The 15,657-nt window shown below is 70.7% G+C and carries 17 protein-coding genes; 6 read left to right on the plus strand and 11 right to left on the minus strand.

The genetic code is table 11. The annotated features are described in order from the left end of the window. Nucleotides 1-264: 264 nt before the first annotated feature. From D7W82_RS31625 to pdxA, 4 genes are all read left to right on the plus strand, one after another. Nucleotides 265-1,284: an alpha/beta fold hydrolase gene (locus D7W82_RS31625; RefSeq protein ID WP_120621882.1), complete on the plus strand. Its 1,020-nt coding sequence runs from the start codon at nucleotides 265-267 to the stop codon at nucleotides 1,282-1,284. 188 nt (nucleotides 1,285-1,472) lie between these two features. After that, nucleotides 1,473-2,480, plus strand: coding sequence for a peptidyl-prolyl cis-trans isomerase (locus tag D7W82_RS31630; RefSeq protein WP_120621883.1), 1,008 nt, complete (start codon nucleotides 1,473-1,475; stop codon nucleotides 2,478-2,480). Nucleotides 2,481-2,541: 61 nt separating this feature from the next. After that, the gene (locus D7W82_RS31635; protein ID WP_120621884.1) at nucleotides 2,542-3,513 is read left to right on the plus strand and encodes a peptidylprolyl isomerase; all 972 of its coding nucleotides are present in this window, start codon (nucleotides 2,542-2,544) and stop codon (nucleotides 3,511-3,513) included. Further along, nucleotides 3,510-4,565, plus strand: coding sequence for a 4-hydroxythreonine-4-phosphate dehydrogenase PdxA (pdxA, locus tag D7W82_RS31640; RefSeq protein WP_120621885.1), 1,056 nt, complete (start codon nucleotides 3,510-3,512; stop codon nucleotides 4,563-4,565). The genes D7W82_RS31635 and pdxA overlap by 4 nt, the downstream gene beginning before the upstream one ends. On the opposite strand, the gene D7W82_RS31645 is transcribed toward pdxA, so the two are convergent. Both D7W82_RS31645 and D7W82_RS31650 read right to left on the minus strand, forming a co-directional pair. Next, nucleotides 4,477-4,806 carry a hypothetical protein gene (locus D7W82_RS31645; protein WP_120621886.1) on the minus strand — a complete coding sequence of 110 codons (330 nt, stop codon included), beginning with the start codon at nucleotides 4,804-4,806 and terminating at the stop codon, nucleotides 4,477-4,479. The two genes, pdxA and D7W82_RS31645, sit on opposite strands and share 89 nt — an antisense overlap. 101 nt (nucleotides 4,807-4,907) lie before the next feature. After that, complete coding sequence (locus D7W82_RS31650) at nucleotides 4,908-6,497, minus strand: AgmX/PglI C-terminal domain-containing protein (RefSeq protein ID WP_147439668.1); 1,590 nt, start codon at nucleotides 6,495-6,497, stop codon at nucleotides 4,908-4,910. A gap of 266 nt (nucleotides 6,498-6,763) precedes the next feature. Between D7W82_RS31650 and D7W82_RS31655 the strand changes: the two genes are divergently transcribed. Then, nucleotides 6,764-7,036, plus strand: coding sequence for a type II toxin-antitoxin system RelE/ParE family toxin (locus D7W82_RS31655; protein WP_120621888.1), 273 nt, complete (start codon nucleotides 6,764-6,766; stop codon nucleotides 7,034-7,036). Here the strand turns inward: D7W82_RS31655 and D7W82_RS31660 are convergent. The 3 genes from D7W82_RS31660 to D7W82_RS31670 form a co-directional block, all read right to left on the minus strand. Beyond that, nucleotides 6,960-7,310, minus strand: a complete 351-nt coding sequence (locus D7W82_RS31660; protein WP_120621889.1) for a type II toxin-antitoxin system Phd/YefM family antitoxin — start codon at nucleotides 7,308-7,310, stop codon at nucleotides 6,960-6,962. The two genes, D7W82_RS31655 and D7W82_RS31660, sit on opposite strands and share 77 nt — an antisense overlap. 66 nt (nucleotides 7,311-7,376) lie before the next feature. Continuing rightward, entirely contained in the window at nucleotides 7,377-8,462 is a 1,086-nt protein-coding gene (locus D7W82_RS31665; RefSeq protein WP_120621890.1) for an aldo/keto reductase, read from the minus strand. Nucleotides 8,463-8,601: 139 nt separating this feature from the next. After that, a complete protein-coding gene (locus D7W82_RS31670) occupies nucleotides 8,602-9,201 on the minus strand; it encodes a RedB protein (RefSeq protein WP_120621891.1) in 600 nt (199 codons plus the stop codon). A gap of 92 nt (nucleotides 9,202-9,293) precedes the next feature. Between D7W82_RS31670 and D7W82_RS40690 the strand changes: the two genes are divergently transcribed. Further along, nucleotides 9,294-9,452, plus strand: a complete 159-nt coding sequence (locus tag D7W82_RS40690; RefSeq protein ID WP_158617765.1) for a hypothetical protein — start codon at nucleotides 9,294-9,296, stop codon at nucleotides 9,450-9,452. On the opposite strand, the gene D7W82_RS31675 is transcribed toward D7W82_RS40690, so the two are convergent. The 6 genes from D7W82_RS31675 to D7W82_RS31700 all read right to left on the minus strand — a co-directional run bounded on the left by D7W82_RS31675 (nucleotide 9,453) and on the right by D7W82_RS31700 (nucleotide 15,506). After that, nucleotides 9,453-9,788: an HPF/RaiA family ribosome-associated protein gene (locus D7W82_RS31675; RefSeq protein WP_120621892.1), complete on the minus strand. Its 336-nt coding sequence runs from the start codon at nucleotides 9,786-9,788 to the stop codon at nucleotides 9,453-9,455. Between the two features lie 156 nt (nucleotides 9,789-9,944). After that, the gene (locus tag D7W82_RS31680; RefSeq protein ID WP_120621893.1) at nucleotides 9,945-11,351 is read right to left on the minus strand and encodes a S41 family peptidase; all 1,407 of its coding nucleotides are present in this window, start codon (nucleotides 11,349-11,351) and stop codon (nucleotides 9,945-9,947) included. A 75-nt stretch (nucleotides 11,352-11,426) separates the two neighbouring features. After that, nucleotides 11,427-12,053 carry a DUF1360 domain-containing protein gene (locus tag D7W82_RS31685; RefSeq protein WP_120621894.1) on the minus strand — a complete coding sequence of 209 codons (627 nt, stop codon included), beginning with the start codon at nucleotides 12,051-12,053 and terminating at the stop codon, nucleotides 11,427-11,429. Between the two features lie 95 nt (nucleotides 12,054-12,148). Continuing rightward, nucleotides 12,149-13,156 (minus strand): zinc-dependent alcohol dehydrogenase family protein, encoded by a 1,008-nt coding sequence (locus D7W82_RS31690; protein WP_120621895.1) that lies wholly within the window; start codon nucleotides 13,154-13,156, stop codon nucleotides 12,149-12,151. A gap of 52 nt (nucleotides 13,157-13,208) precedes the next feature. Then, nucleotides 13,209-14,051 carry a GIN domain-containing protein gene (locus D7W82_RS31695; RefSeq protein ID WP_120621896.1) on the minus strand — a complete coding sequence of 281 codons (843 nt, stop codon included), beginning with the start codon at nucleotides 14,049-14,051 and terminating at the stop codon, nucleotides 13,209-13,211. A gap of 33 nt (nucleotides 14,052-14,084) precedes the next feature. Continuing rightward, nucleotides 14,085-15,506 (minus strand): hypothetical protein, encoded by a 1,422-nt coding sequence (locus tag D7W82_RS31700; protein WP_120621897.1) that lies wholly within the window; start codon nucleotides 15,504-15,506, stop codon nucleotides 14,085-14,087. Nucleotides 15,507-15,657 lie beyond the last annotated feature (151 nt).

Below are 15,657 nucleotides of genomic sequence, written 5' to 3' on the forward strand. Positions count from 1 at the left end.
ACCTGCACGTGGTGCCGCTCCATCACCTTCAAGGCACCCAGCAGTGTGTCTGTGGGAAAAACTGTGGCGATGAAGGACGACAACGCTTCCCTGAAACCCCGGCCCTGCCCCATTTCCACGACCTCCCCGCGATGGACGCACATCCCCTGCAACTGTCCTGCCGTCCCACGAAAGTCCGCCGGCGACACCCCGGCATCGTCCGGGCGTAGGGCGTAGACTGAAGGGGTGACATCACGACAGGCATCAGCACCCCGGTTGAGCCGGATGGCGGACCTCTTCACCAAGGCGGTGGAGCGGAGCAAGGAGGGGTTGCTGACCCTCACGTTCAAGCCGGACGAGCTGTACCGGGTGCCCACGGACGACGGAGCGGCCATCGCGCTGGGGCGCTACCACCCTCGGGGAGAGCGCCGGTTCGCGGAGCCCGTCCTGCTGTGCCACGGGCTGGGAGCCAACCGCTTCCACATGGACTTCAACGAGCAGTACAGCCTGGCCCGCTACCTGGCGCGGGCGGGGTTCGAGACCTGGGTCATCGAGCTGCGCGGCCGGGGGCTCGCCGGGGCCTGCGCGGACTGGAATTTTGATGATCAGGCTGAACACGACGTGAGAACGGCTTTGCGCACCGTGATGTCCACCGGTGCCCAGCAAGTGCTCTGGGTGGGCCACTCCAAGGGCGGCCTGATGCTCTACGCCCACCTGGCCAGGAACCCCCAGGCGCCGGTGAAGGCGGCGGTGTCCCTGGGTGCACCTTTTACATTCGCGGTGCAGCCGGGCCTGCGGGCGTTCGTCCAGCGGGTGGAGCCCGTGCTCAAGCTCAAGGTCATCCCCACCCGGCGCGTCACCAGCATCGCCTTCTTCGGGGCGCCTCCGGGGCCGCTCACCCGGTACATGATGCTGGCGGACAACATGGATCCGCAGGTGGTGCGCTGGGCGCTGGCCAACGTGCCGGCGGACGTGGCCGGGGGCGTGGGCCGGCAGTTCGCCCGGTGGATCACCACCAGCCAGTTCACGACGTTCGACGGCGGCTTCGACTACCGGGAGCCGCTCGCCGGGGTGAAGATTCCCTTCCTGCTCATCGCCGGCAGCCGGGACCTGCTCGCGCCGCCGCTGGCGGTGGCCCGGGCGAAGGAGCACCTGGGCGGCCCCGTGAAGATGCTGGTCGCCGGGCGCGGCCACGGCTTCGCGGCGGACTACGGCCACGCGGACCTGATTCTGGGCCGCAAGGCGCCGGACGAAATCTTTCCCCAGGTGGAGGCCTTCCTGGCCTCCAACGCCACCCCGCTCTAGCCCCCGCGCCAGGGGAGAAGCCCTCCTGGAGCGCGGGTTGTCCGGGCCCGCCCGGCGTGCTACCCGGAAGGCCGTCCCATGGGCCCATCCGTTCGCTTCCCACCCCGGCCGTGACGTCCCGCTTGAAAGCCCGGCGGCCCGGCACCACCGTGGAAGGTCCCCTGTCCCCTCCCCCGAGGCCTCCGCGCATGCGTCCCGCTTCCTTCCGCGCCTCCCCGATGCCGTGGTCCGTCGTCCTGAGCCTGGGGCTCGCCCTGGGCGTGCTGGGGCTGACGGGCTGCCGGCCGCAGGCCCAGGAGGGACCGGACCCCTCGGTGGTCGCCACCGTGAACGGCGAGTCGCTCAGCCGGACGGACTTCGAACAGGAGCTGGCGCGGGAGCTGGCCACCACGGAGGGGCCTGAGCCCACGCCCGAGGAGGTGGAGCCCTTCAAGCGGGCGCTCGTGGACACGCTCGTGAAGCGGATGCTGCTGCTCCAGGCGGCGAAGCAGAACAACATCGCGGTGACGCCCGAAGAGGTGGACCGCGGCGTGCTGCGGCTGTCCGGCGACTACCCCGCGGGCAACTTCAATGAAGTGCTCGCCCAGGGGCAGCTGTCCATGGCGGAGCTGCGCGCGCGCGAGGCGAGCCGGCTCACCATCGAGAAGCTCTTCACGAACCACGTCTATTCGCGCGTGGCGGTGACGGAGGAGGAGCTGCGCGCGTACTACGCGGCGCACGAGGCGGACTTCCAGGAGCCGGAGGAGGTCCACGCCGCGCAGATGGTGGTGAAGGGACTGGACGAGGCGCGCAGGCTCCAGGTGCAGCTCAAGGCGGGCAAGAAGTTCTCCGACCTCGCGCGGCGCTATTCACTCAGCGCGGACGCCAAGGTGGGGGGCGACCTGGGCTTCTTCCCCCGGGGACAGATGCCTCCGGCCTTCGACGAGGTGGTATTCAAGCTGGGGGTGGGGCAGGTTTCGGACGTGGTGTCCACGGAGTACGGCTACCACCTGTTCAAGGTGCTGGAGCGCAGGTCGGCGAGGAAGCGGGAGCTGGTGGAGGTGCGCTCGAAGGTGGAGGGGCGCCTGCTGGAGGCCAAGCGGGCGGCGGCGCAGGAGGCCTTCGAGAAGGAGCTGCGCGACAAGGCCCAGGTCGTGGTGAACGAGGCCACGCTGCAGACCATCCGCGGGCGGCCGGCGCCGCAGGCGGCGAAGTGAAGGACTTTTCCGGGAGCGGGCCTGTTGGGCTCCCGGCGTTTGTCTCAAGAGGGTCGTTGCGATGAAGAACCTGGTGGCGTTCCTGGCGGCGGTGATGCTCTTCACGGGGGCGACGTCCGCCCGCGCGGAGCTGGTGGACAAGGTGGCGGCGGTGGTGAACCGCGACATCATCCCGCTGTCGGAGGTGCAGCAGCGCGCCGCGCCGGAGCTCCAGCGCGTGAACTCCGAAATCGACCCGCACAAGCGCGCCGAGGCCCGCGCGCAGCTGATGAAGACCGCGCTGGACACGCTCATCGGCGAGAAGCTGATGGAGTCCGAGGTCCAGCAGCTGGGCATCACCACCACCGAGGCGGAGGTGGATGAGCTGGTGCAGGACGTGCTCAAGCAGAACAACGTCAGCGACATGAGCCAGTTCGAGCAGCTGCTCAAGAACGAGGGCTTCACGCTCGCCGGCTACAAGGACATGCTCCGCAAGCGCGTGGTGCGCGACAAGCTCCTGCGCATGAAGGTGGGCCCCAAGGTGAAGGTCACCGAGGAGGACCTGAAGGCCGCGTACACGCAGTACACGCGCATGGAGAGCGAGGACGTGGAGGTGCACGCCCGCCACATCCTGGTGCAGGTGGACGCCAAGGCCACGCCGGAGCAGGTGGCCGCCGCGAAGCAGAAGGCGGAGGGCATCGCGCAGGAGGCCCGCCGGCCGGGCATGGACTTCGCGTCCCTGGCGCGCGCCCGCAGCGAGGGCCCCAGCGCGGCGGACGGCGGCGACCTGGGCTACTTCAAGCGCGGCGTGATGGTGCCCGCCTTCGAGAAGGCCGCCTTCAACCTCAAGGAGGGTGAGGTCAGCGAGCCCATCCGCACCAACTTCGGCTGGCACATCCTCAAGGTGGAGGAGCGCCGCAACATCGCCGTGGCCTCCTTCGAGGAGATGAAGCCCAAGCTGGAGTCCAAGCTCCTCAACGAGAAGACGGAGAAGTTCCTGGACCAGTACGTCCAGGAGCTGCGCTCGAAGGCCAACGTCGAAGTGAAGATGTGAGCGCGGTGGCCACGGCGGATGCGCGCCCCCGCGTGGGCATCTCGCTGGGGGACGTGTCGGGCATCGGGCCGGAGGTGACGGCCCTGGCGCTGGCGAAGCCCGCGGTGCGCCGCGCGCTGGTGCCGGTGGTGTTCGGGGACGGGCCCACGCTGGAGGGCTTCCCCCTCTTCCGCCGCTTCCCTCGCGTGGCCCTGGAGGACCTGGGCCGCACGGAGGGGCCGGCGGTGGTGGAGGTGACGCACCTTCCGGCGAAGCACCGCGTGCCGGGCAAGCCCACGCGCGAAGGCGGCAAGGCGCAGTACGCGTACGTGCGGGCCGCCATCGACGCGATGCGCGCGGGCACGGTGGACGCGCTGTGCACCGCGCCCGTGTCGAAGGAGGAGATTTCGCGCGCGGGCATCCCGTTCATGGGCCACACGGAGGTGCTGGCGGACGCGTTCGGCGTGGACGTGTTGATGATGATGGACGGGCCGCGCGTGCGCATCGCGCTGGCGACGAACCACGTCCCCATCTCCGCGCTGCCGAAGCTGCTGACAGTGGAGAAGCTGGTGGCGCAGCTTCAATTGCTCTCGCGCAGCCTGGGGCCGGTGGTGGGCCGCAAGCCGCGCATCGCCGTGCTGGGGCTCAACCCGCATGCGGGCGAGGGCGGGATGCTGGGGCGCGAGGAGGTGGAGGTGATTGGGCCCGCCATCCGACTCGCCCGGGCGAAGCGGGTGGATGCGCATGGGCCCATCCCCGCGGATGGCCTGTTCGCGCGGCCTGATGAAGTCGGCGCGAAGTACGACGTGGTGCTGGCCATGTACCACGACCAGGGGCTCATCCCGGCCAAGGCGCTGGACTTCGAGCGCACGGTGAACGTGACGCTGGGCCTGCCGGTGCCTCGCACGTCGCCGGACCACGGCACCGCCTATGCGATCGCCGGCACGGGGACCGCGAGCTGCGTGCCCATGATGGAGGCGCTGCTCAAGGCGGCCCGGCTTTCTTCGAGCCCCGGGCGAGTTGCGCGTCCAGGTGCTTCGCGAGGTCCTCGCCGTCCTCCTTCGGGTCGATGAGCTTCGCGTGCGTGCCCCGCGCCGTTGAGTCGGGGACCACGAGCACGGTGACCTTCCCCGTGGGGCAGTGACCCAGGCAGGACGCGGGGATGAGCTGCGTCTTGTCCGCCAGGCCGTGGGCCTTGAGCGCCTCACGCACCCGGCGCGGAAGGTCCACCCCGCCCGCGTCCACCGGCAGCCTCATCAGGCAACGGTGACACAGGTGCAACTCGATGGGGTCTGGGTCCTCCCGCGCGGTCATGCGTCAATCTAACGCTGGAAGCGCGTGTTGCGCTGCGGCGGCGCGTGGGGTCGACCAGAGGCTGGGAGACGTCAACCGGGCCTGGCGGATGAGCGGGCGGGCTAGAAGACGAACGGGTAGTGCACCGGGGTGTTCATGGCGACGCGGTGCACGGGGAACTTCCAGCCGCGCACCTGGTCCTCGATGCAGCCGGCGAGCGGGGAGCCCTTCAGGGCTTCGGTCTCCATGGCCACGCCGGAGACGGTGCCGGCGGTGTCCACGGACCAGCGCAGCTGGAAGCGGCCGCCGTTCTCCAGGGCGGTGCCGGCCTTGAAGTTCTGGACGCAGGTGGCGATGGCGGGCTGGTTCGTGACGACCACGTTGGTGATGTCCGAGGCCGCGAGCTGCTCGCGCTCGGAGGTCGGGGCCGGCGGGATGTAGACGGTCTTCTCCTGGGCCTGCTTCTGGGCGGAGGCCTCCGGGGACTCCGCATCGTCGGTGAAGCCGAGCTCTCGGGCGAAGTCCTCGTCGATTTCGGACTCGGGCTGCGCGGCCTCCTCGGCCTCGGCTTCGGCGGCGGCCTGACGGGCCCGGGCCAGCTCCTCCTCGGAGATTCCGCTGCCGAAGGACATCTCGCGGACCTCGCCGGTGTCCTCGGGCGCTTCAATCGTGGCCGCGCGCTGGGCCACGGGGGCCTTCTTCTGCGTCACCGGAGCGGGCTGCGTGGACGGCCTGGGGTCCGGGGCCAGCGTGTGGAGGCCCGTGGTCAGGCCCGCGCTCGCGGGGCCCGTGAGGCCGGGCGTGTTCGGCGTGAGGGCCTGCGCGGCGCGCTGCGCGTCCGTCAGCGCGGGCGTGTTCATGCCACCCGCGATGGACTGCGAGAAGTCCGGCGTGGCCGCCTGGGTGCCGGGGACACCGTAGAAGCCCTGCGTGCCGACCTGCGCGGGCGCGGTGCCCGGCTGAGCCGTCGCGGAACCTTGAGTGCCCGGAGCGCCGAACTGCGCGGCCTGCGTGCCCGGCTGCTGAGCAGTGGTGAGGCCCTGCGTGACCGGGGCGCCCACGGTGCCAGCCAGGGCCTGTGCCTGCGGCGTGGGCTGCGCCTCATCCTTCGCAGTCAGGCGCAGACCCGCGACGACGAGGAGGCCCGCGGCGAGCGCGCCCATCGCCACGGCGCTGACGAAGGACATGGGGCTCATGCCGAGGATGCGCGTGGACGCATCGGCGATGGCGGGCGGCGGAGGCTCGGGCGCCACGGGGGCGTACGGCATCCACGGCTGCGGTGCGTAGGCCTCGGCAGGAGAGCCGGGCGTGGCCCAGGCGGGCGACGGCGGCGCGGCATCCCACGACGTCACGGCGCCACAGGCGTTCTCCTGGGAGGTGCTGGACGGGGACTCGTCCGCGCGCAGCCACTCCGGGATGACGATGTTGGCGGCCTCGGCGGACAGCGTGAGCTGGGGCTCCACGTTGTCGTTGGACGGCGGCGGCAGCGACTGGAGCCAGGTCTCCTCCGTGGAGGCCAGGTCGAGCAGCGTGCGCAGGGGGCCGGTCGCGAAGGACTCCGGAACGATCTCCTCTTCTTCGGGAGTCTCGGAGGAGAGCGCGCGCTCCAGGCACGCATCCAGCTCGGCTTCGAAGGTCTCGGGGTCGCGGGAGAAGTCCGGACCGCCCACCTGCGCCCGCGAAGACACATCACCTGTCAGCAGCTCGCTCACGCCACCCTCCCCGCCGCCCATACAGCGCCAGACCGCCCGACCACCGGCTCACTGCCAGGGGGCCGATGTTAGGAACGACCCCCGTTCGCGCTACCGCGAGCGTCCAGCCGTGAACGCTCCAGCGGTCATTTGCCCCCGAGCGAGGCCCGAAACGTAAGGCCCCGCACTCCACACTGTGCGCCGGTGTGCCGACAGGGTTCGGCTTTCCACTGCCAACCCGTCATGTCAGGAGGGGGAGGTAGACAGTCGGGGCCTACCCGCCCTGCATGAGCACGAAGCCCTCCGCTACCTATGCGGTCGAGTTCCTCCAGACCGCCGTGAAGCAGCTCGCGGCGGTGGATCCGGTCCATCAGCGCCGCATCGCGAAGCGGATCGACGCGCTGGCCACGGAGCCCCGGCCCGTGGGCGCGGAGAAGCTCAAGGGCAGCGACTACCTGCGGATCCGCATTGGCGACTACCGCGTCATCTACCAGATCGAGGACGGCCGGCTCGTGGTGTTGATCGTCGAGCTGGGCCACCGGCGGGAGATCTACCGCTAGCCGTCTTCTTCGCCTTCTTCGTGAGCCCCAGCTCCGCCTTCACCTGCTTCCACGCGACGCGCGGCTGGCCCTCGGACTCCCGGCGCGCGGCGTCCGCCTTCTGGATGTCCCGCCGGTCCTCCAGCGCCTCCAGCGCCTGAAGGTCCTCGAAGGGAATCACCGCGACCAGCTTCTTGCCGTGCCGGGTCAGGACGAGCCGCTCCTTCCCGTAGGCCGCCCGGTTGAGCAGCTCCGCCAGGTCGTCGCGCGCTTCGGTGATGCTGACTTCCATCATGACCGTTCCCCGGGAAACGTACGTTTCGTACATATCATACGGAACGTCCCGACACGGCGTGCCACCTCAGTACCGCGGGGTGCCTGCCTTGGGCGTCAGGTTGCCAGGCGGGGCCTGGACTCCGTTCACGCGCAGGCCCGCGTGCATGAAGGTGGGCGCTCCCTGGAGGAAGGCCGCCGGGAAGTTGAGCGTGGGCTGGGATTCGTCATCCAGCGCCTTCACCTGCTCCGGCGTGAGCTTCACGTCCAGCGCGCCCAGGTTGGTGTCCAGCTGCTCCAGCGTGCGCGCGCCCAGGATGGTGGAGGCCACTCCCGGCCGGCCCTGCACCCAGGCCAGCGACACTCGCGCCACCGAGGTGTTCTGCTCCTTCGCCACGCGCTGGAGCACGTCGATGAGCCTGTAGGTCTTCTCGTTGAGCGACGCCTCCGCCCACGCGCCCCGGTCCGCCTTCTGCTTGCCCGCGTTCTCCCGCGTGTACTTGCCGCTCAACACCCCGCTGCGCAGCGGCGACCACGGCGTCACGCCCAGCCCCAGCTCCCGCGCCATCGGGATGAGCTCGCCCTCCACCGTGCGCTCCAGCAGCGAGTACTCGATCTGCAACGCCACCAGCGGCGCCCAGCCCCGGAACAAGGCCGTCACCTGCGCCTGCGTCACCTTCCACGCGGGCGTGTCGGAGAAGCCCACGTAGCGGACCTTGCCGGAGCGCACCAGGTCGTCCAGCGCCCGCATCGTCTCCTCGATGGGCGTGTTCGCGTCCCAGGCGTGCATCCAGTACAGGTCGATGTAGTCCGTCTGCAGCCGGCGCAGCGACTCATCGCACGCCGCCATCACCGACTTGCGCCCCGCGCCGCCGCCGTTCGGATCCCTCTCGAAGAGGTTGCCGAAGAACTTCGTGGCGATGACCACCCGGTCGCGCTTCGCCGGATGCTTCCCGATGTGGTCCCCGATGATCTTCTCCGCGTGCCCGAACGTGTACACGTTCGCCGTGTCGATGAAGTTCCCGCCCCGCTCGATGAAGCGGTCCAGGATGGCGTTGGACGTCTCCACGCTGCTGCCCCAGCCCAGGTCCTCGCCGAACGTCATGGCGCCCAGGCAGAAGGGACTGACGCGCAGGCCGGAGCGGCCCAGGGTGACGTAGTGGTCGAGCGACATGGGCGGCTCCCTCGCGGATGGGAAAGGCGCGCGGAGCCAATCCCAGACGCCTCCACCGCGCCAACCGCCCTTCCCTCGCGACGTCCAACGCCAGACACGCTCCCGCGCCCATCCGCTCAACGCAGGACATCCGCGCGCGTCAGCGCTCCCGGCGCTCCTCGAGCGCGCAGCCATACACCGGCGTGCCGCCGCCCTCGCCGTCCTCGCGCAGCACGCGCTCCAGCGCCTCGCGCCCCGGGCTGTCGCCCACGTGTCCTCGCGCCACCGTGATGCCGCCGCTGAAGCGCAGGCGCCCGTCCGCGCCGTAGAGCACCACGTGCCCGGAGGTCGTCGCGCCGAAGCGCTTCGCCTCCACGCCGTCCGGGTCGCTCAGCACCGTGACGCCCGGGATGCTCGCGGCCGTGCGCCACAGCGCTCCCTGCTCCCAGCCGTCCTCCAGTCCCTCCGGACGCAGGAACAGGACGAAGGCCTCCGCGCGTCCGTCCACGTGCGCCATCACCTCCGCCAGCTCCGCCAGGCTCGCCCGAGTGCAGGTGCACTTCGGATGCGCGAGCATCACCAGCACCGGACGCCCGGACTGGCGCTTCAGCCGCGTTCCCTCTGGCCATGCCGCCGCCGTCACGGGCTCGGCCCCCGGCGTCACCGAGTACCGGGCCAGCGCCACGACGCCCGCGCCGATTCCGCCCAGCCACAGCGCTCCCGCGAGCATCAGCCAGCCCCGGGTAGAAGGCCCCGTCATTCCGAACGACTCCTGGAAGGTGTCCGTCCACCGTGACGCTACCGGCACCCGCCCCGGCAGCGTCGCGCCCTCCAGGGCCGGGTCAGTGTCCGGTGCCCGTGCTCCCCAACGGCCTCTGGTGGATCGCGGAGAGGGCGGACCTCGACATGACCGCGCCGGACGTGGAGCCTGGAGGCACCACGAGCGGCGCGGTGTCACTCCGCGACGGGACGTACCTGGCGCTCCTGCGCACCACGGTCAGCCTGCAATGACTAGCGGTGGTACGCGTGCTGGCGGTCCGCGTGGTGTTGCAGTTGGCGCCGCGCGGCCTCGAAGGCGTCCGTGACGGCCTGGTAGGCATCCGCGTGGGCCGCGAGCTCCGCCGGCTCCCGGTCCGCGATGATGTCCCTGCCCGGCACGTGCAGCTCCACGCGCACGTGGAAGCGGTGCCCCTGGGCGTGGTGGCGGTGCGGCTCCTCCACCACCACGTTGCAGCCGGTGATGCCGTCGTAGAACTGCTCCAGCTTGTCCGCCTGGTCGCGGATGTGCTCGTTGAGGGTGTCGCTCGTCTCCATGCCCCGGTAGGTGATTCGCAGTGCGCGCTTCATCGTCCGCCTCGGGTAGGGCTCCGTGCTGTGGAGCCGGTGTGGATTCAAGGCATTGCATGAGCCCGGCCAACGTCCCGGGCCCACGAAACACCTATAACGGCCGCCTTTTGATGGGGCATGACGGGACACGCGCCCCGCCGCATGGGGCAGGTTGACTCACGGCAGCTTGCGCAAGCGAGGCAGCAGCTCCGCTACTGGGCGCCCCTGGTCCTCCGCGTCCAGGTACACCTGCACGGCGTGTCCCACGCCCTCCACGGGTTCGGCGAAATAATTGCGCTTGGTGGGCACCACCCACGCGAAACCCGTGCGCGGCAGCACGAAGCTGGGTGCGTTGCCGTAGGTGAGGAAACCTCCGGTCCGCTCGCCCACCAGGGGCGCTCCCGTGGCGCGGTGCAGGGCATAGGCTCCGCTCTCTCCCGAGGACGCGGAGTCCCGGTCCACCAGCACCACGATGCGCCCCGTGAAGGGCGTCTTCGCGTGGCCCTCCACGCGACCGCTGTCGAACACGGGGCGCGAGGGCTCCGGCTTCACCGGCCACTTCGAACGGATGGCTTCACGTTCGGCCTTCGCTTCCGGCGTGTCCAACCGTCCATCCATGGCCTGCCGCTGCACGCGCGAGTTCCATTCGAAGCATGGATAGAAGGCGCCGTGCATCCACACCTCGCCAGAGGAGAACCAGGGCCCGCGCACCATCGCGTCCAGCCACTCGTACACGTAGCCGTCGTTGCCGCCGCTGTTGCCCCGGAGGTCGAACACCAGCAACTTGTGCTTGCGGTGCTTCGGCGCGTCCGCGACGAACTGGCGCAGCCCTGCCTCCGCCTCCGGCGGTCCTGAGAAGCGACGGAGGGTGATGATGCCCACGTCGCCCTTGGGCTCGTACGTGTAGATGTCCTTCGGCGCGAACTCCCGGGCCGGACGCGAGGGGCGGACCGTGAGCGGCAGCGACGTGTCGCCGCACCGGAGCGCCCGCGCATCGCCTCCGCCTCGCGCGGACACGGTGATCCGCTGAGCACGGGAGCCATCCGGCTTCAGCACCGGCGCCACCCGCAGCGTGTCCGCCTGCGCGCCCGCCACGGTGTTCGCGTCACAGGACGTGAGCTGAAGCCCCGGCGGCGCATCGGCCTGGTACTCACGGAACGCGAGCCGTGGCTCCTCGCGCAGCATGCTCAGGAGGCCGGATGGACCGAAGTGGTTGTCCGTCAGCGCCTCGCGCACGGCGATGGTCGGAGTGAGCACGCCGTCCTGGAAGGACACGGTGGGCCCGGACGCGGCCACCTTCGCGCTCCAGTCCTGGAAGAAGGCATCCGGATCAAACGTGCGGTGCGCGAGCAGCTCCGGCCAGCCGGAGTACGTGGTGCGCAGGAGCTGGTGCAGGAAGCGCACGTCCTCCGCCAGCGCTGCGCTGTCCACGCGGGTGTCGGGCGTGGGCTTCGGCCGGCGGAAGGCCTCGTGCAGCGCGGGGCTCTCCGGGTCGTAGCAGTACGCGGCGCCGGTCGTCCGCGAGTCCAGGTAGGGGGAGGGGGCCGCCGTCAGCAGGCCTCCCACGAGGAGGAAGAGATGCATGCCTGGATTACGACGCAGCCCCCCGAGCCATTGCCAGCAACAAGGCTCAGTGACTCAGGGTGAAGCGGCGTCGCGTCAGCTCGGAGACGGGATGGGGGCGCGGCCGGGCTCGACGACCTGCGGTCCGCGACCGGGGAACTGCACGCCCTCATCGGCTTGCTTCTCCTGCTCCTGGTGCAGCAGCCGCGCCTGAGCGCGGGTGCGGTGCAGCCCTTCGCCCAGCAACTCATAGGCCCGGTGAAGGAAGAAGGACGCGCCGCTCATGGCGAAGATGGAGGCCACGAAGCGCGTCTGCCGGGGACGCACCGTGGCGGAGATGAGGAAGGACGCGGCCACCCACGGGCTCAGGCAGAAGGGGCAGTCCAGCAGCTCGCCCATCACGCGACGAAACCCCGTGCCCCGGGCCTGCTCGCTCACCTCGCCCGCGCTGGCGTTGCCCTTGAATCGCGTGAACGGGGCGCGCACCACCGCCGTGACCTTGTCCGCCGCCACCACCCGGGTGACGACGTGCGTGGCGGCCCCGAACAGGGCCAGGTCGCCGCCGCTGAAGCGCTCGGGGAGGCGCCGTCCTGTCGCTCCCATCCACCCCAGGAAGCCCAACACGGTCGTGCTGAAGGTCCCTATCAAGACGCCATACGAGCCCAGCGGGTGGATCTCCGAGTCATACCCTTCGAATGGTCCCGTCTCCTGAAGCGCTTTCATGGGGTGCACAGCCTCCGTGCCGCGAAAGCTGTGCATTCCCCCGTGGTCGAAGCATCCAGGCGGACAGGCGCGCGGGAACTCGCTCCAGCGCGGAACTACCGCGCCGCCGTCATGTCCAGCACCGCGGCCCCGCGCACGCGGCCTTCGCGCAGGGCCTGGAGTGCCTCGTTCGCGGCGGACAGGGGAAACACCTGGACCTCCGTGCGCACCGGAACTCGCGGCGCCAGGGCCAGGAAGTCCATCGCGTCCTGCCGCGTGAGGTTCGCCACCGAGCGCACGCCGCGCTCCTCCCACAACACCGAATAGGGGAAGGACGGGATGTCACTCATGTGGATGCCGCCGCACACCACCACGCCGCCCTTGTCCACGGCCTTCAGCGCCGCGGGCACCAGCGCGCCCACGGGAGCGAAGAGGATGGCCGCGTCCAGCGGCTCCGGCGGCAGCGTGTCCGAGCCTCCCGCCCACACCGCGCCCAGCTCCCGCGCGAAGGCCTGGCCCTGGGTGTCGCCCTCGCGCGTGAAGGCATACACGCGGCGCCCCTGATGCCGCGCCACCTGGATGAGGATGTGCGCGGCGGCGCCAAAGCCATACAGCCCCAACCTGGGGCCCTCTCCCGCCATGCGCAGGCTGCGGAAGCCGATGAGCCCCGCGCACATCAGCGGCGCGGCCTCCACGTCGCGGTAGGACGGCGGCAGCGGGAAGCAGAAGCGCGCATCCGCGACGGTGTACTCCGCGAAGCCTCCGTCGATGTCGTAGCCGGTGAAGCGCGCCGTGTCGCAGAGGTTCTCCCGGCCGGAGCGGCAGAAGCGGCACTGCCCGCAGCTCCACCCCAACCACGGAACCCCCACGCGCAGCCCGGGGGCGAAGCCCTCCACCCGCGCGCCCGTCGCCACCACCGTGGCCACGATTTCGTGGCCCGGCACCAGCGGCAGCTTCGGGCGCGTCAGCTCTCCGTCCACCACGTGCAGGTCCGTGCGGCACACCGCGCAGGCGTGCACCTTCAACAGCACCTGCTCCGGCCCGGGCTCCGGAATGGGCCGCTCCTCCTGCCGCAGGCGCTGTCCGGGTGCGTGAAGCACCATCGCCCGCATGGTCGCTGCCATGGCCCGCCTGCCTCCCCACCCGCGCACATCACGGGTGTCGAAGACAAGCTAGTCAGTGCCAGATGACCCGGCCGCTGCCGTTGACCCGGAGCTGGGTCGACAGGGCATGGCCATACAGGTCCACGTTCCCCGACGAGTCGAGCACGATGACCGCCCCGCCCCCGTCCACGTACGCGGCGACGGTGCCGGAGCCCTTCGACGTGATGTTCACGTCCACGGCCCGGAGGCCCGGGGCCCCGAGGCCACCGCTGCCGTCCAGCCAGGCGTCGAGCCGGTTGGTGACGCCCTTGAGCGTCGTGAAGCCGGAGCCGTCCGTCCGGGTGCGCACATGCTTCGCGGCCCCCTCGAACTTCAGGTCGCCGGAGCCGGACTGCGACAGGTCCACCCACTCGGCCAGGCCTTCGCCGGCCGCGCACAGCTCCATGTTCCCGGAGCCGCTGAGCTTCGCCTCCAGGGTGCGCACCCCGCCGCAGAAGCTCAGGGAGCCGGAGCCCTTCGCCAGCAGCTTCACGTCCTCCTTCACCCGCTCGAAGCCCTCCACGCGCAGGGAGCCGGAGCCGTCCTGCGTCGCGCCAATCATGCGCGGCACGAGGACCTCCACGCGCGCCGGGCCCCGGGGCGCGAACGAGCCGTCCGTCTCGATGACCAGCGTGTTTCCGGGCGACACGAAGGTGCGCACGCGGTGCTGGAGGTTCTCATCCAGCGTGACCTTCACGTCCGGCACCTCGCCCTCGCGAATCACCACCTCCATCGAGCCCCGGTTCTCCACGGTGGAGAAGCCGGTCGCCACGCGCGACTCCGTGACGGTGTTGCCGTCGCCCTGCAGCTCATCGGTGAAGTAGCAGCCGGACAGCAGCCCCGCCGCGAGCGCGGCGAATCCCAAACGCTTCCACATGTTCCCCTCCCACACTTCGAATCGAATGCCGTGTCAGATCTGCACGCCCAGCAGGACGCCCGGCCACACCCGCACGGTGGTGCGTCCCCCGTCGGAGACGCTGCGCCACTCCGGCCCGATGCCCAGCTCCTCCCAGCGGTCCCCGTTGTCCCAGGTCACGAGCGTGTTGCCGGTGACGCCGCCGATGAGCGCAAACCGCTTCGCCACCTGCCAGCCCGCCACCAGCCGCAACTGTCCCAGCACGTTCAGGCCATCGCCATCACGAAAGAGGTTGTCCGCGTGGACGCTGCTGCCAATGACATCCAGGTCGAAGAACAATGGCCCCGCGGGGATGTGCGCGCCAAAGCCCATGCCTCCCACGTAGCGGCGGCGGTGCGTGTCCGTGCCCGGGTTGAAGCCCAGCGTCAGCAGCGTGTGGAAGTGCCGGCCGCCGAACTTCACCGCGACGTTGGTGTACGCGAGGTCGCTGGCCCACAGCTGCAGGTTCGCCTGGCCGTTGCCGATGAAGCTGAGCAGGCCCAGCGCCTCGCCCTGGGACTCGCGCGCCACGTTGATCAGCCCCAGCTGGAGGCCGTCCACCTTGCCCGCGACGTTGACCAGCCCCACCTGCGCGCCGGACACGTCCCCGCCCACGTTGAGGAGCGACAGCTGCGCGCCTTCCATCCGGCCCGCGTAGTTGAAGCCCGAGGAGGCCTGGAGGCCGGACATCGTCGAGGCGAGGTTCGCGCCCGCCGCGAACTGCGCGCCCTTGAACCGCGCGGTCGCGATGTTCGCGCCCACGGTGAACTGGCCCCCCACGCCGCCCGAGCCCGCGATGTTCGCGCCCACGGAGAACTGGCCGCCGGCCAGCTCGCCGGCCACCACGTTGCCGCCCACGGCGAACTGGCCCGCCACCGCCGCGCCCTTCACCACGTTGAGGCCCACCGCGGCCTGGAGGCCGTCCAGCTCGCCCGTGACGATGTTGCCGCCCACGGCGAACTGCGCGCCGGACGCGGTGCCTCGCACCACGTTGGCCCCGAGCGTCAGCTGCACGCCGGACAAGTCCTCGCCCACCCAGTTCGCGCCCAGGGACATGGCCGCGCCATCCACCCGCTTCGCATGCGTCCCGAGCGCCCCGAGCGCGAACGTGGTCACCAGCCGCTCCGTGGCCGTGCCCGCCGTGCTCACGTGCGGCAGGGCCATCAGCACCACCGGGACGTGGAGCTCCTCCGTGTCCGAGCGCTGCTGCGCCACCGCGGCGGGCCGCGCGGGCTCACCGCCCGTCGCGGCCTCCACGAGGGGCGCGGGTGACAGCGCCGCGACAGGAATCGCGACGGCCGTGGGCGCCGGTGCCTCCTGCGCGGGAGCGGCGTACGACTCCGGAGCGGCGGTTCCTTCCGTCCGCTCCTCGGCCCCGGCCGCTCCCGCCGCCACCGCGGCCATCACCCCGACACACACCGCGACCTTGCGCTTCATCGCCTGGACCTTCCTGAAAAAGGATTCGGCGAAGGGAACACCGGTCGCTTCCAGAACTGTCACCTGCCCGTCTTCACCTCCCCCGAAGCCCGGTGTCCGGCGCTCCCGGCCGCTACGCTCCCCCCATGCGCCCGTCCCGTCCTCCCCACCC

Source organism: Corallococcus sp. CA049B, assembly GCF_003611685.1.
Classification (GTDB): Bacteria; Myxococcota; Myxococcia; order Myxococcales; family Myxococcaceae; genus Corallococcus; species Corallococcus coralloides.